Below are 21333 nucleotides of genomic sequence, written 5' to 3'. Positions count from 1 at the left end.
CACGAACGTTGTTTAGACCGCCCTGAAACTAGGACGTCATGTTGCCGAACGATCACGTCCTCTTTTGTTCCCCGGTAAAGGACATCCCTTGTATTTGACAGAGGTTCCTGTTGGGGTAGAGATTAGCCAGAAGGTAGATTAGTGGATTCTTTCTTGTGTCTCTCAACATCCAAAAACCCAGCAACCGTCGCGCTTGCCGACGAACTGGCGCGCCGCCAGGGGATCAGCAAAACGGCCGCCATTCATGAGGCATTGAGCGAACGTCTGCGGCGCCTGGGCTACGGCGATGTGGCGCAGGAGCGGCTGCTCGATGAGTTGCGCGCAATTCGGGAGCGAGTGGGTCGACTGCCCGAGCTGGACAACCGAAGTGATGAAGAGATTATCGGCTACGACGAGCATGGAATTCCGAACTGATGGCGATCGACACCTCCGCCATCGTCGCGATCCTGCGCAATGAGCCCGAGGCGGTGCGGCTGGAGCGAGCCCTCGTCGCCGACCGGATCCGCCTGGTTCCCGCCACCTGCGTACTCGAGGCACGCATGGTCATGGTCAGTCGGCGCGGCGAACATGCGCTGGCCGAAATCGATCTGTGGCTCAGCAAAATCGAGGCGGATACCATTCCGGTCGATGCGGATCTCGTCGATCTGGCGACGCAAGCCTGGTTTGCCTACGGCAAGGGCCGCCATAAGGCGGCTTTGAACTTTACCGATTGCCTTTCCTACGCCCTGGCAAAACGGGCCGACGAACCGCTGCTGTTTGTCGGCAACGACTTTTCCCAAACCGATATCCGGGCGGCGTAATGGTGCCCCGTGACACCAACGCCGACGATGACCTGTCGGATATCGTCGCCTCTCTGTTCCGAAATTCGAGTCTTTAAGGCAAACGACGGCAAAGAATTTGCTTTCGGAGCGCGTTCCGACTGTCGGATCAGGCGGAGGCGAATCACAGCCTATGTCGACATTGCGGCCGACGTGCTAACAATGCTCATACCATGCTGTATCTCCTCGGGTTGGCGCCGGGGAAATCTGATTGCGCTCTTGAAGTGACGATGACTGACACGGCAGATGATGGAGCTAACGATGAAGGCCTTCGCGGTGTTAGGCGTGAGCGTGCTTGTATTCTGTTCGACCGGGTGTTCTACGCCGAATGAGTCTTCGACGAATGATGCGCACCATATCGCAGCTAAGGGCGGCGTCAAAGAAAACCGCAGCGCGTCGAAGAAAGTTCAAGATTGCACCAAAAAGCCGAACTACGCTGGAATGCTGCGGACCTTGTGCTATTAGGTAAGCCAAATCTCGGCCACCGCCGCTCACCTGCCCGGCGGGGCCAATGATCTCGCCGTATCGATGATGGCGTCGCGAGAGGAGGTCGGGTCTCCGACTGCAATCCTCCTCGCTGTCTTACCCGCAACCGAGCGGACGATCTCCCACCCGGCCGTGTCGAGCGGATGAAGAGCTGCACTCCGAGTTCGTTCTCAAAGAGGGTGGGAACAAAAGGACGTGCTGTCGGTTGAGACGTCGGGATCGCGCGGTTGGAACCTCCCCTGAATCTCCGCTCGCAGCTCAACCGTGCGGTCCCGCCCTCCTTACCTCTGTCGACGTAGTAACGGACTCGGCAGCTGCCTTTCGGGGCTCGGAATTTTATCCCAGGATGCCTTGCAAATGGAGTTTCATGATCTTGTCGATCGCACCATTGGCGCGGGATGGAAGCCCGAAGAGGTGCTGGTCTCGCTGATCGAGGTTCCGGACAACCAACCGTTGATGATGGAGGCCAACGCAGCTGTCGAGGCGCTTCGAATGTCTCGAAACGACAAGGCTTTCTCCTTTAGCCTGGATCGTCACAGCGGGCTTGGCTGCGCCGCCTCACCGCTCCTTGCGACGATGCTCCATCCGCACGCCTTTCGCAACGTCACCATCCTTGCGCCATTAGGCAAGGGCGGCAAGCGCCTTCGCTTCTTCCCGTGGCGCCCGCATCCAGACGTCGACGTCCTCTTGCCTCAGCAATAGGACCGGCATCGCTTCTTATGGAACAGATTTACGAGGGCGTTCGGCTTTGTCGTCGAGAAGGCGTGGAGATCGTCAGTCGTCAAACCGTTCTTAACCTTCCGCACGCTCTGTCGTTGCGGCACATGCACACGGGCGAGAAAAATCAGCGGTTGGCTTTCGTCGCACTTTGAAGCTCGCGCGGCAGGATGACGCCGTGCTGCCCGATAGTGAGCGGTGGGGTTAAGCCTGATTGGCGACTTGTCCAAGTAGCCGAGTCTCGCTCATATTTGCGGGTCGGCTCCGCTCGCAAGAGTAACACAGCGATTACTTCCGATCGCCTCCTGGTGAAAGCGGGGCCGGCACCGATGATGTTGGGGCGGTGGGTTGCAGGCGGCACTGTTGTTAGAGCCTGCGAGGCGGTAGACCCTGCACATGGCAGACGTTGTTTACGGGGCCTCTCCTGATGAGCATCGCCGCAACCCAAGCACAAGTGTTTTTCAACGAGGCCGCCAAGAGCGGGCTCGTATGGACGATCCGTGACGAAGCGGGTTCCCAAGCTCGACAGATCGGTCATCAATTCGCCGACGACTACACCAGCCAGGCCCTTTATGTTGATGACGTATCGCACGCTGCCATTGTTCGCAAGATGATTGGGATCCCTTCAGCGCAGACACTCCGCTTGCGGTGTCGTAAAGCGCTCAGGTTGATCCCGCAGCACTCATTCGCGCTAAGTGGCACGCGAGTTCAGTCGCGAAGAAGAGCATTCTGCGCACCGCCTCGTTGGTGGCGATACGATCAACTTCGCAAAGCCTGTTCCGCGCCTGTTCCCGATACCAGTCGGCAGTTTGGCCGCGAGCTTCGGCAACAGCTATGAGCCCCGCGAGCATCGCTGTCACGACTTCTTCGAGCTGATTTGAATAGGTGTCATCTTCGATCCTCAATTTGGCAAGCCCCTTCAACGTTAGAATATTGTCATATATCGACGCCCGCGGCCTCGTGTCATACCGTAGGCGGTCAAAAACTTGCTTCTGGCCGCCACTTGATTAGAATCCGTACAAGAACTTTCTGAGCGGCTCGATGAAGAACTCTGGATCTCACGCATCAGGTTTGATCGGGCTTCCCACAGCGAGCGGTCTCACGGCGAGGCTGATCGTCATCCTCCTAGAGCAGCAAGGCATAGACCCAGCACCGCTTCTTCGAGAGGCTGGCGTTCCTGAACGAGCAGTCGTGGAACGGCAGCGGGTCAATGCTTCTTCACAGGTAAGGTTGCTCGACCTCGCATCTCAGGTAACTGGGGATATGTGGATCGGGCTCACCCTCGCCCGCGGTTTCGATCTTCGAGAGCTTGGACTTCTATATTATGTGGCGGCCTCTTCGGCGAGCCTTGGTGATGCTCTGAGGCGTGTCTCGCGCTACTCTCGGATCGGCAATGAGAGTATACTGATGGCACTGAACGGTGCCGGAGGATGTTCGATCGAGCTTGTGTATTCTGGGGTGGAGCGTCACCGCGACCGCCATCAGATGGAGTTGATGTCTTATTCTCTACTCAGGCTATGCCGTCATCTGGCGGGAAGCCATCTTGCGCCCAGCGAGGTTCGTTTTGCCCACCACCGCAGCGGAGATATGCGCCTCATTCGGCAACTGTTTGGATGCGACGTGACCTTCAACGCCAAAGCAGATCAATTGCGGTTTCCCGAAAGCATGGCAAACCTTCGCTTAGTAACGTCCGATCCTTACCTGAGCGCGCTTATGAAGAGTACGTGTGATGAGGCTTTGGAGAGGCGGGACCGGAAGCGCGGCACCTTCCGCAGCATGGTCGAGAATGCCATCGCACCACTCCTTCCACATGCTGAAGCAAACGCTGCCGCGGTTGCCGATAAGCTCGGCTTGACGGAACGCACGTTCGCTCGGCGGCTCTCGGACGAAGGACTTAGTTTCACGAGGGTCCTGGATGAAATGCGAAGAGAGCTCATGTTGAGCTATCTCGAGCAAGGCGTTCCAATCAGCCAGATCGCGTGGTTGTTAGGATTCGGTCAGCCCACCTCACTGAGCCATGCCTGCAAGCGCTGGGTGGGGAAAAGTCCGATGGAGTGGCGTCGGTCCCTAAGGTTCGGGTGAAGAAAGAACGTAGCCGCCACGGACAAAGACGGCGCCACGGTGGTCGAGGTTGCGTCTCGACGGCCTTATTTGAACGTCGCCATCAGCTCGCGAAATGAGGCTTCCTCATGTCCGCATCCCTCAAGAAGCGAGATCATGCGCGTGACAGCGTCATTCGCCTGCCAGCTGGTTTCCGCAAAGCCGTTTTCCTCGCACCACGCCCGCAGCCTCTCCTGGACGATCGCTTGGAACTGCGGAGCAATGAAAGGTCTACTCGCCAACGAACCGTGGACCATTGATCTTCCCCATACCGATTTCCATGGAAAGTAGCGGAAACTGGTGGACTTCAACGAGGAGAGCAATTTTTCGCTCGAATTTCTAAGACCTGCTGCTACCCGCGCGCCAACAATTGCTTTGATCGCTCGATACTACCTTGCACCTGCCAGTCAAAGCCGAAAAATTCGCGGTCAACGCGGTGCATCTCCAGCACACGTTCGCAACCGAACTCCCAGATCATCAAGGCCGCTCCGCCGGGATGAACACTGACATGGCCTCGTTGCGCGGCAGTCACCGAAATTGAGTGAGCCACATTGCAGCTTTGCCTTCACTGCTCGCGCCGAGCCGGCGAGCTCACCTTCTCACGATTTTGCCTTCGGCGTTCGTGACCCACCAGCTCGAAGGCTTCCGAGCGTCAGACGAAGTTGTTCGTACTCAGGTTTGTTCGATATCATACTCTGCGCCGCCCCATGCCAGCGTGAAGCTACATGCGCGGCTTGATATCGCTAGGCATTCTAACGTGCGCACGCGTGACCGAAGAGTCCAGCCCTTGACTGCATAGGTCAGATATTCACATCGATCGCAATGGGGTCGTCCGGATTGAAATCCAACCCTTGTGCAGTTCGTTCTGACCAGCACCGCCAGGCCGTCTCGTGGCCGTTGCGAAATTGACTGGCTCGGCGACTTCGTTGCCCCGAAGCGCCTCGGTCCTCGCTCGAGCCGGGTATCCAATCCGTCATAGTGCCGCCATAGATTTCGGCCCAATACCGCTTGCATGAGAAGCGGATGCATAGAATGAGATTGTTGGTTCTCCTTGCTGCGGCCTTTTTGGTGACTGTCTTCCAAGTCGAAGCTCAGGTTTACGCGCCGTATGATGGGACGGACGAATATGACGGCTATTACAGTGATGATCCGTACAGCCCGTATCCGCCTCCGCCTCATTACGACGCCGCCCCTCGCTATCGAGAACCCCTGTATGATCGCAGGCGACCGTTCGAGCGACGCACAGAGGGAACCATAGTGATCGCTACGCGTGAGCACACGCTTGTCTACACGACTGCAAGCGGAGAGCAGTTCGTATAAGCCATCGCCGTCGGCCGTGAAGGCAAACAGTGGTACGGAATAACGCGGGTGGTATCCAAGCGTATGCACCCTGAATGGCGACCGACTGCCAACATGCGCAAGAAGAACCCAAGGCTCCCAGAAGTTGTGAAACCCGGTCCTGCAAATCCGCTCGGAACCCGCGCTATCTACCTTGCCGACGGGCTGCTCCGCATCCATGGAACGAACGACCCCTCCTCCATCGGCACTAATGCATCGAGCGGATGCTTTCGTATGTACCGCGAGGATGTCGAGGAGCTTTTTGAGATGGTGCAGCCAGGAACCCGCGTGATCGTTCAGCGGTGATCGGACGGGAGATCAGGGCTCTGGAGGTAAAGCGGCCTGACATCAAGCTTCACTTCCCCGCGGCCTCGTTCACGCTCGATTCGATCTTGGCGCCGTTGCCGGTCTGTCCGGCCCCCGACGGAGACATGATCGCGATGCTGAGCACCGAGGCTATCATGACGGCAACGACGGCAATCATCAGACGCATGAACGTTCAAATCCCTGTTTGTCTTGCGGGGGATTAAACGTCGCATGACTTTGAAGGGTTCCGTGTTGGCTACTGCGCCGGCTGGGAGCGATTTGTCGGTGCGCCGACGGGCTGATCCAGATTTATGGGCGAAAACGCTAATCAACCGCTGATGCCCGGAGCGTTCGGTTCCAACAGTCGGCTTATATTCGTCGGCCCTTCTCAGGCCAAGGAACCTGTGCCTCACCGCTGCGTTCGAACAATCGAAACGTCTCTCGATGCCGAATTGTGAGGTCACAATGCATTGATTACAGATCCGCGCCATGACTACGCCGCCGGTGAAACATTTTGGCTCGATAAGGATCTGGCCCTCGCCCGCCGCTTGAACCGGATCCTGAGCTTGCTGCCGCGATATCGGACGGATCGCCGCTGGAACGCATGGCTGCTGCAACGCATGATCGAAATCGGCCAACGATGCGTTCCCGACATCGCGGTCCTTCGCGGGCAGGTGCGCATCCGCACAATCGAGACCGAAGCCGGTCCGATCAACATCCGGATCACGGCTCCGCCACAACAAGAGGCGGCTGGCCTCTACATCCACTTCCATGGTGGTGCATGGGTTATCGGAAACGCGCGCTTTGAAGGCGGACTCGCGCGGGAGATCGCTCTAGAATGCCAGGTTGTTGTGGCTGTCATCGATTTCGAGAATGCACGTGACGATCGCCTCGATAAAACCATTCTTCAGTGCGTTCGCGCCACGGAATGGCTGGTCGATCATCTTGGCGATTTCGGCGTAGACCGCGTGGTAATCGGCGGGGAGTCCTCGGGTGCCCATCTCGGATGCGAGGCGCTCCTCCATCTGCGAACAGCCGGCAAGATCGGTAAAGTTGCCGGATTTTATTCGATGTGTGGCGGCTTCGATCTTCAAGGTTCGCCAAGCCTGCACAAGGCGTCTCGTGACAGTCTTGTCATCGACGCGCCGGCGGCAGTTGCGAACCTGCGGCGATTGACCCGATCCCTTTCCAATTCGTTGAGCCACGGACCACTCCATGCTGACCTCAGGGGCCTTCCGCCATCACTGTTTATCGCAGGATCGCTTGATCCCATCGTCGACGATAGCCTCGAAATGAACGCGAGATGGGTGCAGCAGAACGGAAATTCGTGGTGCATCCTCGTCCCCGAGGCGCCGCACGGCTTTAACCGCTTTCCCACGTCACTTGCGGCGAAGGCAAACGCCTTCGCCCGAAGATGGATCGGGGATGTAATCCGAACAGCCGATTGAGCCGTGGAGCCATAGGGCTCCGAGAGGCCAGCCAATCCACACGGCTCGTGCACCGCCCTGCACTTCGGTCTCCCGATGGATTGGTGCAGCATCCCAAGAGAAGACAAATTTGGCAAACAGCGAAACCCGCGACGTGTCCATCCTCGGCCTCCGCTGTGAGCTCGCTTATCTCCATCGCCAATCTTCCGCTGCCACCGTTGCCCGTAACCGGCCGGCATTGAGGCGAGCTTTCATGCGTTGAAGCTTCGCGATTAACCGACTACGCCTCTGACCTTTGGCGCGAGCTTCATGGCTCTTCCGCGCCATCGTGTTCCGCCTTATGTCCCGTCGAGGGCCGGTCACACCTACCGCAACCAAAGACCGGCCGTGCCCTCCCCTCACCTACCCGGCCTTGCCAGTGACCGCGCAATATCGATGATATCGTCACGGCCGGCAGTCGGATCCTCCCGGTTCCAGGCGACACCAAGACCGATCTTGAAATCGATCCCCCTCACCTTCTTCAGCTCAAAGCCTCGGTTCGGCAGATCCTGCGTCCATTCCGGCACGAAGCCGATGCCAAGACCGGCCGAGACCAGCGACACCAGCGAAAAGGTGTCGTCACAGGTGTAAGTGACATTGTCGGTCAGATCATGTTCCTCGAACTTTTCGGCAAAATAGCGCTCGCTGTAGGAGAGGTTCTGCCGGGAAAACGAGATGATCTTCTCGGAGCGCAGGTCCTCAAGATCGATCTCGCTCTTCAATGACAGCGGGCTCTCTTTGGCGACCGCCAGCAGGTAGCGCTCATGGGCAATCGAGAAGAAGCGCAACGAGCCGATATTCTCCACCGGCCGTATGAAGCCGAGGTTGATGCGGCCTGCCTCGATATGGCGGATGATGTCATCGGTGGTGCCGCTTTCGATATGCATGCGGATATCGGGATATTTGCGGCCAATGCGCGACAGGAAGGACGGCAGCACGCCGATGGTGGCGGGATAGACCGTGCCAATGGCAATCCTCCTCGCCGTCTTACCCCCAACCGACCTCGCGATCTCCCTCGACAGATCGATCTCACTTAAGATCCGCACCGAGCGCTCATAGAACGCCGCCCCTGCCCTTGTCAGTTCCACCCGCCTGGTCGAGCGGATGAAGAGCTGTACGCCGAGTTCCTTCTCCAGCGCCATCACCTGGTTCGACAGAGCCGGCTGGGCGATATGCACCTTGGCTGCAGCCCTGCCAAAATGCAGTTCCTCGGCCACCGCGACGAAGTAGGATAGCTGGCGCAGTTCCATGACCTCTCCCTTCTATCATGACTGATACCCTATTTTGGGGTATCCTGAAAGCGGGTTTATTGAGGTCGCTGGTTTTTCTTCAACTGGCGATCTAGCTTGTCTTCTTTTCATGCAATCGTTTATGGGCGGATGATCGAGGCCCTCGTTTCGGCCAGAAAAGCCGCAAACGTCACCCAAGCCGAGCTAGGCCAGCGGATCGGCCAGCGGCAAACTTTCGTTTCGAAATTTGAGCTTGGCGAACGGCGGCTTGATCCAGCAGAGTTCGTGAAGGTTAGTAGAGCGATCGGCGCCGATCCTTACGCCATTATGAAATCAGCCGAGTCCGATTAGAGGCTTGATCGCTCTTGAAAGGACCAGAACCCACGACCCTCGATCAACAAATCGCTGATCCCACGAAAGGGATTGAGGCATACGCGTAATGCTGGAACGGGGTCCGTGTGTGCGAGAGAAAAAATTTCGGGGACAATAGCTAAATCAACTGTGCAGGCCGATCATGTTAAGCGGCTGATCAACAAGGCCTCTCGAACACCCCGTCGGAGAGGCCTAGCAGTCTGATAACACGGCCTGTCCGCACTCTTCGATCTGGAGCATCTATTTCACAACCGCGTCCGGTCTGCTGCGTCGCGTCGTCACAAGTACAGCCAAGATTACCACGGCACCTCGAATACCGACCTGATAAAAGGGATCGACTTGCAGCAGGGTCATGCCGTTTGCGAGGATCACGATCGTCAGGACGCCGAGCACGGTGCGCAACGGGCCGCCGACGCCGCCTGTCAGAAGGGTTCCCCCAAGGACAACAGCAGCGATCGTATCGAGGAGGAACGGATCGCCCATGCCGGGGGAAGCCGAGAAGGTCCGGATGCCAAGAAGGATGCCGGCAAGCCCCGAGATGAGCCCCGCCACCATGAAGACAAGGATCTTCATCCTCGTCGTATCGATCCCGGACATCTTGGTCGTCCGCTCGTTGTCGCCAATGGCATACATGTATTGACCAAAGCGCGTAAATCGGGCGACGAGGGCGCAGATCATCAGCACGCCCATTGCCCAGAGGCCGATTTTTGGAAACGAACCGAAAGCCACACCGCCGGCCAGCATGCTGGAGACCGGTGTATTCCAGGGCAACGGGCGGCCGCCTGATATGATGAGCCCGAGGCTTTGGAATATGAACAGGGTTCCGAGGGTCACGAGAAAGCTCGGAAGTTTGAGGACGGCGTTCAGGGTACCGTTGATTGCGCCGCAAAGGGCACCGACGAGGAGCCCGACGATGATGCCTGCCTCTCCCATCGTCGGGACAAGTGTGACGGCACATATCGCCGATAACGTCATGATTGAACCTACGGACAGGTCAATCGACCCGATCAGGATGACGAACGTAATGCCCATGGCGGCAACCAAAAGCACCGATGACTGCCGCACGATGTTCCAGATATTCGGCCATGTCAGAAACGCATCGTGCATGAACGAGAAGATGATGATGAGCGCAAATGCGGCCAGGAATGGCGTCAATTTGCCGACGGCACCGAATTTAGACATCGTATTTCCTTGTTGCATCCCCATCAGAACATCATCGAAACGACGTCTTGTTCTCTCGGCTTGTTATGAGGATCGGCAGCGACAGCTTCCGAGAGTTTGCCATTTGCCATGAAGTAGATGGTGTTGGAGAGCTCGATCAACTCCACGAGATCATCCGAGATCAGAAGGACCGCACAGCCGGCATGCGTAATGTCGCGCAGAAGCCGGTAGATCTCTTCCTTCGCGCCCGCATCGACGCCGCGGGTGGGGTTGTCGATGACCATCAGCGCCGGACTTCGCGCAAGCCATTTTGCGAGCAACACTTTCTGTTGGTTTCCGCCGCTAAGCGAACCGACAAGCGCATCGCTGTCTGGAGCCTTGACCTTGAGTGCGGACATGCGCTCAGCCGCGAAGGCCCTGGCTTTGGAGACAGAGAAGAAGCCGGACCTCGTAAATCGCCGCAGTGACGGCAAGACGATATTATCCCGGATTGAAAGGCCCAGCATCACGCCGTCACGATGCCTATGGAGCGGCACGTAGCCGATGCCCATCTCGATGCGGCCCGACGCCGGAAGTGCAGAAACATCCTTGCCCAGTATCTTGATGCCCCCTCGCCCGGCCTCGACCCCGAGAATCGCCCGGCCCAGCTCCGTCTTGCCGGACTGCACAATACCGCCGATACCGACGATCTCCCCCTCGCGCACGGAAAGCGCGACGTCCGAAAATGCGTCCCCATTCAGCCCCTGCACTTCAAGCACCGGCGGCCCGAAGGCCGTCCGTTGGCTGTTGGTGGCATAGAAATCGGTGAGGCGCTCGCGCCCGACCATCAGGCTGTGCAGCCGCTTTTCGGTGGGCTCGCTGACATCGGCATCGATGACCTGGCCATCCTTGAGCACAACGATCTGGTCGCAGAGGTGCAGCACCTCATCGAGCCGATGTGAGATGAAGATGATCGAGGCGTTGAACCGTGTCTTGAGAAGTGAAACGATACGGTAGAAGAGCTGGAGCTCCGGGCCCGACAAGGAGGCCGTGGGCTCGTCGAGAAGGATGAGCGGGCGCTCGATCTTGAGAATCTCGGACTGGGCGACAACGCGGGCGATTTCCACCAGCTGCCGCGTGCCGAAATTCAGCATGCCGGTGATGAGCCGCGGGTCGAGTGAAATACCAAGCTCATCGAAAATCCAGCCCGCATGGGCCCGCATCCGGGAAAAGCGGATGACGCCATTGCGGATGAAATGTTTCTCCAGGCCCAGAAAAAGGTTCTGATAGATCGGATAGACTAGGATCAGCGCCTGTTCCTGGTGCACACGGAATATACCGGCTCTGGTAGCGCCCGCCGGACCATGGAACGTCCGCGGCGTGTCATGCAGCAGGAGATCACCTTCATCGGGGCTTTGAACGCCGCTGATGATGTCGAGCAGTGTGCTCTTGCCGGCACCGTTCTCGCCGACGAGACCTACGGTGCGGCCATGCTCGACCATGAAGCTGACGCCCTGCAGGGCATTGACCCCAGGATAGCGTTTGGTGATCGAACGAAGTTCGAGATGTAGAGTCATGGCTGCTTGCCGTCCGCTTGACCGCGATGATACGTATTCGCATTCCGGCCCTGTCGGCCGAAATGCCCTATCGACTTGTGGGCGGTTGTTAGAAGCCGAGAACAGTCTTGCCGGCTTTTGTGTTTTGCGCGACTTCTGAGAGCGGACCTGCTGCGGCGTGGTCCTTGAACATCTTGTTCAGGTTCTCGACATTACCCGCCTTTAACGAGGCGGCGACATCTTCCGGCAGCGCCCAGTTCGCTGGTTTCGAAGATTGCATCGAATCGATGCCGCTCCAGAACTGTGAGGGATCGATCACCTCCATGCCCCACTGGATCTTCCAGTTATCACCATTCAGATGACGCGACATCGATTTGAAATCGAAAGCAAAACCGCCGCTATTGTCCATCAGCGACAGATATTTCGCGGCCGCATCCGGGGAATCGAGGAAGAGGGAATCAAAGTAACGCATCCGCTCCAGTGGATCATATGTCACGCCATTGAGCGCATCGAAGAGGGTGACGAGAGAATACCCCGTCATGAATGGTGCGTTGATCGAAACTGTGCCGAGGGCGCTCGGATCATCCTTCATCCGCGTCAGCATCTCCCGTGTAGCATCGTTGCCCGCGGTCAGGATCTGACCGCTCAATCCGCGCTCTCGCAGAACGTCCAGGACCGCGATCGCCGTATCGTCATTGTAGGAAATAATTGCCGCGACATCCGGATGGGCGGTTAAAAGGTTTTCGACAACCGGACGCGCCGCGACGCGATTTTCGCCGGCAGGCTGTTCGGCAACGAGCTCGATATCGGGGTTGTTCTTCAGGGCGAGCTTGACGCCCGCCGCACGCGTATCGGCCGAAAAGTTGCCGGGCATACCAGCAGCGTAGAGCACCTTGCCCTTGTTGCCGATCTTGTCGAAGAGCGCCTGCGCCATCGCCGCAATGCCACGGATATTATCCGGCTGGCTGTAGAGCATGTAGGCGTCTTTGAAGGTCGGATCGGTCGGCGCAAGCCATGCTGCCGTAGAGTGCGCATTGGCGATTTTCACGCCGACCTGAGATGCCGTAGCACAAAGCGCCTTTATGACCTCGGCGTTTTGGGCGAAGGTGACGACGGCATTCACGCCGAGAGACGGCGCCTGCTCGATTTGGGCGATCTGCTTGTCGACGGAATCGTCGAACGTCTGCGACATGTATTTGATGCCGAGCTGCTCAGCGGCGCGTTTGGCTCCGGCATCCCATCCCTGCCAGTATTCGTTGGCGAGCGTCGGGAACGTATTGAGAACCGTGATCTGCTGATCGGACGCGCGAGCGGTCTTGCGAAGCACCACTGGACTGGCAAGGGACACGGCAGTGGCCGCACCCGCGAACTGCAGCAGCTTGCGACGGTTGATTTCGATATTTCCGACGTCACGCAAATTCAGATCCTCCTCGATAGCCCCCTCCAGGGCTGTTGACGACGATCAGTGTAGTGAATGTCAGCCACTCGAAAACAACAGAATTATCCACATCGGACAAACGTAAGCAATTGGATTTACGAGACTAATAGGCGGCGCTGGACGGCCGGAAGCGACAGAAAGACGGCGTCGACGACACCGTCTATCTGCCGCAGTCGAGCTATCGCCGCCTTGCCATGTCATGCCCGATCGGCCGATCGGATCAGGTTTGCGAAATGACCATCGGATCAGATGGAAGACAAGCCAGAGGCGTCGTCCGGGTCGGACGGTAGCGTGTCGGACCAGCGCCTCGCGCTCAAGCAGTTTTTGCCCGCCAGAGTTTCGTCTGCGACCCGTCCTCGTAGCCCAGCTTGTCGAAGCTCGCGACCTCGAGCAGTAGTCCCCATGGGGCACGCAGGTAGATCCAGTCGAAACCGGCCAGCGGCCCCTCGGTGATCAGGTTTGGACCATCGAGGAGATCAACGCCCTGAGCCTTAAGCCGCTCGACCGACGCATGGACATCCTCGACTTCGAAACAGATATGCGTGCCGCCGACTTCCGACGGACGCTTCGGCGGAGACATTTCCTCGCCGCTATATTCGAACAGTTCGACGCTCGTCCCCTCGCCGCAGCGGAGAAAGACGAGATCGCGTATCCTCGACTGCGGAGCGGCGCCGATCTTCTTCGTCATGAAGTCCTGGTCGACATTGAAGGGCCCCGTCCGGAAAACCTCGACTGCACCGAAAACGGCCTTGAAGAAGGCAATCCCCTCTTCGATATTAGGGACCGTCAGACCGATATGGTGCATGCCGTGGACATTGTTCGTCATGTTCTTTCTTCCTTTCTCACAAAATCGGCCCCGCGCCCCTTCCGCGATCAACGGATGATCCCGAATGTAATGGGAGCGGGAGCCGAGATAGGCATTTTCATCTTTCAATGGCGGGCAGCACGGCGGCCTCGAACCGCCGCGTAAATGAGTGCTGCGATGACGATCAGGATGCCCTGAAAGAAATACTGGTAGGTCTGTGACAGGCTCAGGAAGGTCACGGCGCTCAGAACTTCGGTCAGTAGGATGGCGCCGAGAACGGTTCCGATGAACGTCCCGCGCCCGCCTGCCAGGCTTGTTCCGCCGAGGACCACCGCGGTAATGCTGGAAAGAGTGTAATTGATGCCCTGGCGGGGATCACCCACGCCGATCTGGGCCATCAGCATGACCGCACCGAAGCAAGTCAATACAGAGCATGCCACGTACCCGGAAATGAATGTCAGATCGACGCGAATGCCCATGCGGCGGGCCGAATCCTCGTTCGATCCGACGGCGCGCAGGCGCCACCCCGATCTTGATCTGCGCAGAAGATACTCGCCCGCAAGCGTCACCACCAAAAGCAGAAGGAATGCGACCGGGAACGGACCCCATTGCCAATTGACCCAGTCTGAAATCGCATAGCTTATGTATCCGTCCGGATTTTCACGCAGCAGAAAACTGAAGCCCTGTATGGCGATATACATGGCGAGCGTCGCCGCGATCGGCGTGAAATTCGCAAAGCGTATCAGCAGCCCGTTGATACTGCCCACCGCCACCGCCGCGGCCAGCATCAGGAAGAAACCGAGAACCATCATGGAAGCCGACATGTCGTCGGTCAAAAAGAACGATGCGACAACCACCAGGAAGCCTGCTAGCGGCCCAACCGAAAGATCGATACCGCCCATCAGCAGGGCGATCGTCTGTCCAAGGGCGATGAACCCGAGCGCCGTTGCCAGCAGGAAAATGTTGTAGATGTTGTAGACCGACAGGAAGTTTTCGTTCTGCCCGTTGACATAGAGCCCGAGGACGATCGCAACCAGCACCAGCGGAATGACGGGCGCATTGTCCGATTGCAGGGAATGCTTGAACCCTTTGGTGGGGCCGGAAGCCTTGGCTGCGCCAGGCTCCACATCATGCGTCTCGGCATTGACGGCCGCGGCGACGATCTTCTCCTCGGTGACATCCTCGCCTTCGAGGGTTGCGACGACGTGGCCGCGCGACATGACGATGACCTTATCGCAGAGCCCTTCGAGCTCCACGGCATCGGAGGAATTGACGACGACGGGTGTGCCCGCCTCGCACAGATCCCGCAGGATGCGGTAGATCTCGAACCGAGCACCGACATCGACCCCTTGTGTCGGCTCGTCGGCGACAACGAGGCCCGGATCCGAAAGCATCGCGCGCGACATCACGATCTTCTGCTGGTTGCCGCCCGACAGCGACAGGATCGGGGCTTCCATGCTGGGCGCCTTGACGGCGAGTTCGGCGAAGATCGCACTGACCTTGTCGTGCTCGCGCCTCCGGCTCATGATCCCGCCGGTCGCAAATTTCTCGAGTGTCGAGAAGGTGGCGTTCTCTCGGACGGTAAGGCCTTTCGCTACGCCTTCCCGAAGCCTGTCCGATGGCAGGAAGGCAGCCTCTTCGAGAAGCTGCGCGTGGCCGAGGTTGCGTCCGCGCAAGTTGATCGATCCGCGCGAGCTATCCAGTCCTGCTAGAGCGCGCATCAGCGCTGCCTGGCCGTTGCCGGCAACGCCTGCAACACCGATGATCTGCCCGCGTGGCACCTGGAACGAGACACCATCGACGCCTTCACAGCTGAGACCGGTGACCGAAAGAGCAATCTCCCCCCTCTTGCCCGGCGCCTTCGGGGGAAAGGCCGCCGCAAGCGTGCGCCCGACGATCATGCCGACAAGCTCGGAGTCGCTGATCTCCCCCACGAGCGCACTGCCGCGAATTTTTCCGTCACGCAGCACGGTCACCCGCTGTGCAATCTGCCTGAGTTCGGCAAGGCGGTGGGTGATGTAGACGACCGCCGTTCCCTCTGCCGCTGCCTGGCGCACAAGGTTGAACAGCAGTTCGCTGGCCTCTTGGTCGAGTGAGGCCGTTGGCTCGTCCAGGATCAGCAACCGGGGCTTGACGGCAAATGCCTTGCCGATCTCCAGCAGATGTTTCTCCGCAACCGTCATTTCTCCTGCACGCATACGCAACGGAAGATTAAGACCGACCGTTTGAAGCATCTGCTGCAGGGCATCGGCCGATCGCCGCCCTGACGCGTCCGAGGCGGTGAGGGCCACGAGCAGATTCTCCTCGATCGAAAGATCGTCGAGAATGGCAGGATGCTGGAAACAGATGCCGATCCCGAGCGACGCAGCCACCTCTGGGGTCATCTGCTTGACGGCAACACCGTCGAAGATGATCTCACCCTCGCTCGGCTGCAGCGTACCCGAAATGATGTTCATCAGCGTTGATTTGCCGGCACCGTTTTCACCAAGAATGGCATGCACTTCGCCAGGCCGGAATTCGACACTGACGTCGCGCAACGCCGGAACGCCGGCGAAATACTTCGAGATACCATCGAGCCGGATCGTGACGTCGTCTTCGGCCGACAAGAAGGGTGCATTTGAATGGATGTCTGCAGCGGCCATGGCCTTGATCCGACTGAGGTTGCATCTGCCCGGGTGCAAGGCCCGGGCAGATCGAAGAAAGATTGCGACTACTTCGTAACGGCCTTGGCCTGGTCTTCAGGCGGCAGCTCCGACGAAAGATAAATGGCGCCGGGCAGGTCCTGGCGGCACTTCACAGCGCTGGCACCGCCGGCGACAGAATCTTCGAACGCCGGCGCCTTGAATGTTGCATCCGCCGGCGGCTTGCCGTCGGTTGCCAATGCGACGGCCCACTGAACGGCGAGGCGAACGTTGTCGTTGCCGGTCGCGACGGTGAACAGCTTGAAATCAGGGTTGCTGGCCTTGTTGGCCTCGTAGAAGCAGCCAAGCGAATTGCCGTCGGAGGTAGCGAGCGCCGGGATTGATTTCCCCTGCTTCGTGAACAGCGGCAGCGCGCCGACCATGGACGGACCGAAGTCGGAGATAATCACGTCGATCTTCGGGTTCTTGGCGATTTCGGCGGTCAGCACCTTCTGCGTCAGGGCCGGATCCCAGTTGGTGACGGCGAAGGGAGCCTGATTGACGAAGACATACTCGTCACCCAGCACCTTCTTGAGGCCCTTCAGCTCATCGAGTCCCTGGCTGTTGCCGGCAGGTCCGCTGAGGAACAGCAGGTTTCCACCCTTCGGCAGGATCGATTTGATCCACTTGCCCCAGGTCTCGCCATCGTTCTCGAACGAGGCTCCGACGAACTTGGAATAGTTCTGCCCGTCCTTGCCGCCGACGGCGACACGATAGGGAACCACAACCTTGCCCGATTTGTAGACGCTGGTCAGCGCCGGCAGGACCGCTGGTCCGGCATCGCCGAAAACGACCAGCGCATCGACGCCTTTCGCGGCCATGCTCTTGATATCCGAGATCGATTTCTGCGTGTCCCCCTGCCCGTCGGCGTATTCGTATTTGGTAATGCTCGGGCACAGCTCGACGGTCTGTTTGCCGGAAGCGGTTGTCACCTGACGCCAGCTGTTGCCGCCGTAGCCGTCGAGCAGTGCCAGCGTCGCCTTCTTGGGCCCGCACCAGGATGGTGTTTCCGCCCAGGCGACATCCGCGCTGGCGAAAGCCGTCACGCCGAAAGCAGCGGCCAGTGCCAGTTGCTTGGCTGTAGAATGGTATTTCATTGTTTCTCCTCCACTTTTTTTGCCCCAGTCGATGGTCTTGCGTTCAACGTCCAATGGAACGAGTAAATGCCGATGCCAAAACCCAGCGAGAGCGCCTGGATGATGGTTTGAGCCGAAAACGGCACACCGACTGTGAGTGCGAATTGGCTCAGTTGGTTCAGGAAAAACGCCGCTATGACGGTCGAGATCGGAAAGCCCCTGCCGCCGAGCAGCGACGTGCCGCCGAGGACGACAATGGCGACGGATGGCAACAGCAGGCTGTCGCCTTGAAAGGCCGTCGGCTCTCGCGTGATGCCGGCGATCAGCGTGCCGGCCAGACAGTAGAGCACTTGGGCCCATACGTAGGCCATCATCTGGTGAGTGCGCACCCGAAGGCCGGCCGCCTGGCATGCCAGCGGATTGGCACCGATCGCCTCGAACCTGCGGCCGGCGACCGTCTTCTTGAGCGTGAACGAGACGACCCCCGTGGCGGCGAGCGCGAAGGCGACGGAATTCGGGACCCCAAAGGTCTGGCCTCCGGCGATCGTCGCCAGCAGGTTCGTCGTAATGGACGGAACGCCACCGGACACGGCAAACACGACGCCGTAAAGCAGGGCGTTGGTTCCGATCGTGGCGATGATGGCATTCAGCCGGAAAAGGCTGACGAGAATGCCATTCAGCAGGCCGGCGACGAGCGCAATGAACAGAGAGATCAGCACGGCCTGGTAAAGCAGCGCGTCGTCTTGCTGCGGATAGTGGGTCGCCATTACCACAGCAAGCGACACGGCCCCTGGGAGGGAAAGGTCAAAACCACCCTGCTGCACGACAAGCAACTGTCCGAGGCCGACGACCGCGATGATCGCTGCAAAGGGCAGGCTTCCCGACAGAGCGCCGGAAGATAGACTAGAGGGTGCGAACAGAACGCAAGTCAGCAGCAGCAGCAGGGTTGAAAAGAGGACCGTCAGAAAGCTGCGCGCGAGCGGCAGAGACAACAGCGCCTTGCGCGCGGGTCCGTTCGAAGCGATGGAGGTCAAATCAGTCATCGAAACACGTCTTTCCGATCATGGTCACAGTCAGCAGCACCCCTGTCCACGGACGCAACGCGCCGTAGAGCGAATGCCTAGAAAGATGTCGGCTTGCGTTAGATTTCGCGTCCGTCCAGTGTCCAGACAATCGAGGGATGGTTGTCCACCACCTTCGGCGTCTGATGGAGAGGATGGGCTGCGGCACGATCGATTCGCAACGGCTCGTAGTCAGCATAATGCCCGCTGACGGCGCATCCTGCCTGCGCGAGCCAGTCGCGAACCTTATCCCAATTTATCAAACCTGCCGCTCTCATTTTCCCTCCTCCTCACTTCTTGCCGGCTTGAAGCATTCTCAAATGCTTCAAGAATGGCTGCCGATCGTTGGCCGCCATTCGAAAATGCTGACTGTTGAATAAATTTCATGGCACACGAACGGATCCTCCGAGCTGAAGCGGACCATATCGTCGAGCGAGCCGACCTCGGCCACGACGACACCACCACTGCTCGTACCGGCCGCATCAAGGATCGGTCCGGACTGAATGATCTTGATGGATCCGGAACGAAGATGACGTTTGTGATCATCCAGATGACGTTCGCGCGCATCCGACTTGTCGGGATTGGATAAAGCGACACGAACTGCAAGCATATTGTTCAGCTCCCACCAAACTTGCGTCTGCTCCTCCCGAGCGCACGGCGACGTTTCAACGATCGCAGGAATGATGGTACGCGGACTAGGAGCAAAGAAAATAGAGGATTTATCCATTTTGGATGTCTGGCGCCGTCCCCTGCGGCCGGCAGCGAACGGCATAAATCACGCGGGATTGGGCGCATCGCCCCGGAATGCGCGCTCCAGCAGTTGGCGCAACTCAGGCCTGTCAAGCTCGCGCGGGTTCCAGTAGGCATTGGACAGCGCTTGGTCCAGCGCACTTTCGATACTGCCGTCGGGCATGCCGAGGTCCTTCAACGACATCGTCGCGCCGAGTCTCCTGGCAAGATCGAAAAGACCAGTCGCGGCATCATCGACACCCATCGCACGGCGCAGGCGCGCCATCGCCGCCGGCACAGCCTTGGCGTTATAGGCGACGGCATGCGGAAGGACGGCCGTGTGCATCTGCGCGTGCGGCAGGTTGAACATGCCGCCGAGCGTGTGGCAGAGCTTGTGATGCAGCGCCATGCCGACGGAGCCCAGGCAGACGCCGCACAACCAGGCCCCGTAGAGCGCTCCTGCGCGTGCATTCTTGTCTGCGGGATTGGCATGGATCGACGGCAAGGCACGGACGATTGCCGATATGCCCTGTTCTGCCATCAGTGAAATGATCGGGTTCGCTTCGCGGGCATAGAGCGCTTCGACGGCATGCGCGACGGCATTCACGCCACTGGTCACGGACAGTGCCACAGGCAAGGTCAACGTCAGATCCACATCATAGACGATAACCTCGGGAAGAATACGGGGATCCGACGTCGTAACCTTGCGCCCCCCCTCTGTCTCGCCGAGAATGGGTGTGGCTTCAGACCCAGCATATGTCGTCGGCACGACGATTTGAGGCAGATCCGTGCGGAAGGCGATCGCCTTTCCGAGACCGGTCGTGGACCCGCCGCCAATCGAAAGAACGGCGTCAGCCGAATGATCGCTTATGAACTGCATGGCATCGGCAGTCACTTCCACAGGCGTATGCATCTGCGCCTTCGAATAGGTCGCCACGACACGCGGTCCGAGGTGGGAAGCGATGTCGGTTGCCTGCTGAACCTGTTCCGGCGTGGAAAGCAGGACGAGCCGCTTCACATTCAGCCGGTCAGCCTCTTCCGGCAGCCGGGAGACCGTACCGCTCCCGAAGACAACGCGGGCGGGATTTCCGTTGTAGACGAAATCTTCCAATTTTGCGCTCCTATCTCGTCTGATCGGGACGTGCGAGAACGAAGTCATAGTCCGAGCGCCACAGAGTACTGCCGCCCTCGACCCGAACGAAGGGTGCGACAAGGGTCTTCTTGACGCCGAAGACCGTATCCGAATTCAGATAGCTGTCGCCGCCGACGAACGTGTGCGTCACCAGCTTTTGGAAGCCTTCGGCACGAACCATGTAGTGCATGTGTGCCGGACGATACGGATGGCGGCCGAGGCTTGCGAGCATCTTTCCGACCGGGCCGTCATCCGGAATCGGATAGGAAACGGGCTTGATCCCGACAAAGCTGTAGCGGCCATCGGCACCGGTGATGAATACGCCGCGATTGTTCCATTTAGGCTGCAGATCGGGCTGCTGAACGTCGTAATAGCCTTCCGCATTGTCGGACCAGACGTCGATCCTTGCGCCTTCAACCGGATTGCCGTCGAGGTCGAGCACACGGCCAATGAAGAGGCAGCTTTCACCCTTGCCATCCAGACAAATCTGATCGCCCATCTGCCGGATGGGGCAGCCCTCGACATGGAAGGGGCCGAAGACGGTATTCTCGGTGGCCCCGGCCGGGCGGCGATTGTTAATTGCATCGACGAGCATCGACAGGCCAAGTGTATCGGACAGCAGGATAAATTCCTGACGCTCCTGCGTGCAGACCTGCCCGGTCTGCGTCAGGAAATCGATGCCGAAATCCCATTCCTCCTGGGTAAGGCTGATCTCGCGTGCGAAATTATGGAGATGCTTGACGAGACAGGCCATGACTTCCGCAAGCCGCGGATCGACATCCCTGCCCATACGTGCATTGACGGTCGCAACCGAATTCTCCTCGGTGAAAAATCCGCTCGAAGGCGTGGCGCCTCTCGTTTGATCGGACATGTGCAGCACTCC

General features: G+C 58.8%; 21 protein-coding genes and 1 pseudogene. 7 read left to right on the top strand and 15 right to left on the bottom strand.

What is annotated here, in order from left to right; translation table 11 throughout:
- Window positions 1-141 precede the first annotated feature (141 nt).
- The 3 genes from FHX08_RS27360 to FHX08_RS32120 all read left to right on the top strand — a co-directional run bounded on the left by FHX08_RS27360 (window position 142) and on the right by FHX08_RS32120 (window position 2006).
- Window positions 142-414: a type II toxin-antitoxin system VapB family antitoxin gene (locus tag FHX08_RS27360; protein ID WP_245508413.1), complete on the top strand. Its 273-nt coding sequence runs from the start codon at window positions 142-144 to the stop codon at window positions 412-414.
- The gene (locus tag FHX08_RS27355; protein ID WP_184328001.1) at window positions 414-800 is read left to right on the top strand and encodes a type II toxin-antitoxin system VapC family toxin; all 387 of its coding nucleotides are present in this window, start codon (window positions 414-416) and stop codon (window positions 798-800) included. Before FHX08_RS27360 ends, FHX08_RS27355 begins: the two co-directional genes overlap by 1 nt.
- Before the next feature lie 861 nt (window positions 801-1661).
- Window positions 1662-2006 carry a hypothetical protein gene (locus FHX08_RS32120; protein ID WP_184328000.1) on the top strand — a complete coding sequence of 115 codons (345 nt, stop codon included), beginning with the start codon at window positions 1662-1664 and terminating at the stop codon, window positions 2004-2006.
- A 677-nt stretch (window positions 2007-2683) separates the two neighbouring features.
- On the opposite strand, the gene FHX08_RS27345 is transcribed toward FHX08_RS32120, so the two are convergent.
- Window positions 2684-2926: a hypothetical protein gene (locus tag FHX08_RS27345; RefSeq protein WP_184327999.1), complete on the bottom strand. Its 243-nt coding sequence runs from the start codon at window positions 2924-2926 to the stop codon at window positions 2684-2686.
- A 136-nt stretch (window positions 2927-3062) separates the two neighbouring features.
- Here FHX08_RS27345 and FHX08_RS27340 point away from each other — a divergent pair, with 136 nt between their 5' ends.
- Window positions 3063-4103, top strand: coding sequence for an AraC family transcriptional regulator (locus FHX08_RS27340; RefSeq protein WP_184327998.1), 1041 nt, complete (start codon window positions 3063-3065; stop codon window positions 4101-4103).
- 65 nt (window positions 4104-4168) lie between these two features.
- On the opposite strand, the gene FHX08_RS27335 is transcribed toward FHX08_RS27340, so the two are convergent.
- Window positions 4169-4378, bottom strand: a complete 210-nt coding sequence (locus tag FHX08_RS27335) for a hypothetical protein (RefSeq protein ID WP_184327997.1) — start codon at window positions 4376-4378, stop codon at window positions 4169-4171.
- 775 nt (window positions 4379-5153) lie between these two features.
- Between FHX08_RS27335 and FHX08_RS27330 the strand changes: the two are divergent.
- Window positions 5154-5765, top strand: a pseudogene (locus tag FHX08_RS27330) (L,D-transpeptidase).
- Window positions 5766-5814: 49 nt separating this feature from the next.
- Here FHX08_RS27330 and FHX08_RS27325 read toward each other — a convergent pair.
- Complete coding sequence (locus FHX08_RS27325; protein ID WP_165912010.1) at window positions 5815-5952, bottom strand: hypothetical protein; 138 nt, start codon at window positions 5950-5952, stop codon at window positions 5815-5817.
- A gap of 283 nt (window positions 5953-6235) precedes the next feature.
- Between FHX08_RS27325 and FHX08_RS27320 the strand changes: the two genes are divergently transcribed.
- A complete protein-coding gene (locus FHX08_RS27320; RefSeq protein ID WP_246698395.1) occupies window positions 6236-7213 on the top strand; it encodes an alpha/beta hydrolase in 978 nt (325 codons plus the stop codon).
- 377 nt (window positions 7214-7590) lie between these two features.
- Here the strand turns inward: FHX08_RS27320 and FHX08_RS27315 are convergent, their stop codons facing one another.
- A complete protein-coding gene (locus tag FHX08_RS27315; RefSeq protein WP_184327996.1) occupies window positions 7591-8481 on the bottom strand; it encodes a LysR family transcriptional regulator in 891 nt (296 codons plus the stop codon).
- A 129-nt stretch (window positions 8482-8610) separates the two neighbouring features.
- Between FHX08_RS27315 and FHX08_RS27310 the strand changes: the two genes are divergently transcribed.
- The gene (locus FHX08_RS27310; RefSeq protein ID WP_184327995.1) at window positions 8611-8811 is read left to right on the top strand and encodes a helix-turn-helix domain-containing protein; all 201 of its coding nucleotides are present in this window, start codon (window positions 8611-8613) and stop codon (window positions 8809-8811) included.
- 261 nt (window positions 8812-9072) lie between these two features.
- On the opposite strand, the gene FHX08_RS27305 is transcribed toward FHX08_RS27310, so the two are convergent.
- The 11 genes from FHX08_RS27305 to FHX08_RS27255 all read right to left on the bottom strand — a co-directional run bounded on the left by FHX08_RS27305 (window position 9073) and on the right by FHX08_RS27255 (window position 21321).
- Window positions 9073-10014: an ABC transporter permease gene (locus FHX08_RS27305; RefSeq protein WP_184327994.1), complete on the bottom strand. Its 942-nt coding sequence runs from the start codon at window positions 10012-10014 to the stop codon at window positions 9073-9075.
- Window positions 10015-10037: 23 nt separating this feature from the next.
- Window positions 10038-11549 (bottom strand): sugar ABC transporter ATP-binding protein, encoded by a 1512-nt coding sequence (locus tag FHX08_RS27300; protein ID WP_184327993.1) that lies wholly within the window; start codon window positions 11547-11549, stop codon window positions 10038-10040.
- 88 nt (window positions 11550-11637) lie between these two features.
- Complete coding sequence (locus tag FHX08_RS27295; RefSeq protein ID WP_184327992.1) at window positions 11638-12945, bottom strand: sugar ABC transporter substrate-binding protein; 1308 nt, start codon at window positions 12943-12945, stop codon at window positions 11638-11640.
- 334 nt (window positions 12946-13279) lie between these two features.
- Window positions 13280-13792: a VOC family protein gene (locus FHX08_RS27290; protein WP_184327991.1), complete on the bottom strand. Its 513-nt coding sequence runs from the start codon at window positions 13790-13792 to the stop codon at window positions 13280-13282.
- Window positions 13793-13896: 104 nt separating this feature from the next.
- Entirely contained in the window at window positions 13897-16413 is a 2517-nt protein-coding gene (locus FHX08_RS27285) for an ATP-binding cassette domain-containing protein (protein WP_184327990.1), read from the bottom strand.
- Window positions 16414-16481: 68 nt separating this feature from the next.
- Window positions 16482-17549: a substrate-binding domain-containing protein gene (locus FHX08_RS27280; protein WP_132658578.1), complete on the bottom strand. Its 1068-nt coding sequence runs from the start codon at window positions 17547-17549 to the stop codon at window positions 16482-16484.
- Window positions 17546-18571, bottom strand: a complete 1026-nt coding sequence (locus FHX08_RS27275; RefSeq protein ID WP_184327989.1) for an ABC transporter permease — start codon at window positions 18569-18571, stop codon at window positions 17546-17548. The genes FHX08_RS27280 and FHX08_RS27275 overlap by 4 nt, the downstream gene beginning before the upstream one ends.
- Window positions 18572-18669: 98 nt before the next feature.
- Window positions 18670-18867, bottom strand: a complete 198-nt coding sequence (locus tag FHX08_RS27270) for a hypothetical protein (RefSeq protein ID WP_132658579.1) — start codon at window positions 18865-18867, stop codon at window positions 18670-18672.
- A gap of 47 nt (window positions 18868-18914) precedes the next feature.
- Window positions 18915-19316: a YciI family protein gene (locus FHX08_RS27265; RefSeq protein WP_184327988.1), complete on the bottom strand. Its 402-nt coding sequence runs from the start codon at window positions 19314-19316 to the stop codon at window positions 18915-18917.
- Between the two features lie 48 nt (window positions 19317-19364).
- On the bottom strand, window positions 19365-20429 hold the full coding sequence (locus FHX08_RS27260) for a maleylacetate reductase (protein ID WP_246698394.1): 1065 nt from the start codon (window positions 20427-20429) through the stop codon (window positions 19365-19367).
- Window positions 20430-20439: 10 nt separating this feature from the next.
- Window positions 20440-21321 carry an intradiol ring-cleavage dioxygenase gene (locus FHX08_RS27255; RefSeq protein ID WP_184327986.1) on the bottom strand — a complete coding sequence of 294 codons (882 nt, stop codon included), beginning with the start codon at window positions 21319-21321 and terminating at the stop codon, window positions 20440-20442.
- Window positions 21322-21333 lie beyond the last annotated feature (12 nt).

Origin of the sequence: Rhizobium sp. BK529 (assembly GCF_014194105.1) — a bacterium.
Taxonomy (GTDB): domain Bacteria; phylum Pseudomonadota; class Alphaproteobacteria; order Rhizobiales; family Rhizobiaceae; genus Rhizobium.
Note: the sequence above shows the minus strand (reverse complement) of the source record. Positions and strands in the feature narration are given on the sequence as shown.

Coding starts and splice junctions, on each gene's coding strand:
- FHX08_RS27355 (WP_184328001.1), top strand. CDS start 414: ATGGCGATCGACACCTCCGCCATCGTCGCGATCCTGCGCAATGAGCCC.
- FHX08_RS32120 (WP_184328000.1), top strand. CDS start 1,662: ATGGAGTTTCATGATCTTGTCGATCGCACCATTGGCGCGGGATGGAAG.
- FHX08_RS27340 (WP_184327998.1), top strand. CDS start 3,063: ATGAAGAACTCTGGATCTCACGCATCAGGTTTGATCGGGCTTCCCACA.
- FHX08_RS27335 (WP_184327997.1), bottom strand. CDS start 4,378: ATGGTCCACGGTTCGTTGGCGAGTAGACCTTTCATTGCTCCGCAGTTC.
- FHX08_RS27325 (WP_165912010.1), bottom strand. CDS start 5,952: ATGCGTCTGATGATTGCCGTCGTTGCCGTCATGATAGCCTCGGTGCTC.
- FHX08_RS27315 (WP_184327996.1), bottom strand. CDS start 8,481: ATGGAACTGCGCCAGCTATCCTACTTCGTCGCGGTGGCCGAGGAACTG.
- FHX08_RS27310 (WP_184327995.1), top strand. CDS start 8,611: ATGATCGAGGCCCTCGTTTCGGCCAGAAAAGCCGCAAACGTCACCCAA.
- FHX08_RS27305 (WP_184327994.1), bottom strand. CDS start 10,014: ATGTCTAAATTCGGTGCCGTCGGCAAATTGACGCCATTCCTGGCCGCA.
- FHX08_RS27300 (WP_184327993.1), bottom strand. CDS start 11,549: ATGACTCTACATCTCGAACTTCGTTCGATCACCAAACGCTATCCTGGG.
- FHX08_RS27290 (WP_184327991.1), bottom strand. CDS start 13,792: ATGACGAACAATGTCCACGGCATGCACCATATCGGTCTGACGGTCCCT.
- FHX08_RS27285 (WP_184327990.1), bottom strand. CDS start 16,413: ATGGCCGCTGCAGACATCCATTCAAATGCACCCTTCTTGTCGGCCGAA.
- FHX08_RS27280 (WP_132658578.1), bottom strand. CDS start 17,549: ATGAAATACCATTCTACAGCCAAGCAACTGGCACTGGCCGCTGCTTTC.
- FHX08_RS27275 (WP_184327989.1), bottom strand. CDS start 18,571: ATGACTGATTTGACCTCCATCGCTTCGAACGGACCCGCGCGCAAGGCG.
- FHX08_RS27270 (WP_132658579.1), bottom strand. CDS start 18,867: ATGAGAGCGGCAGGTTTGATAAATTGGGATAAGGTTCGCGACTGGCTC.
- FHX08_RS27265 (WP_184327988.1), bottom strand. CDS start 19,316: ATGGATAAATCCTCTATTTTCTTTGCTCCTAGTCCGCGTACCATCATT.
- FHX08_RS27255 (WP_184327986.1), bottom strand. CDS start 21,321: ATGTCCGATCAAACGAGAGGCGCCACGCCTTCGAGCGGATTTTTCACC.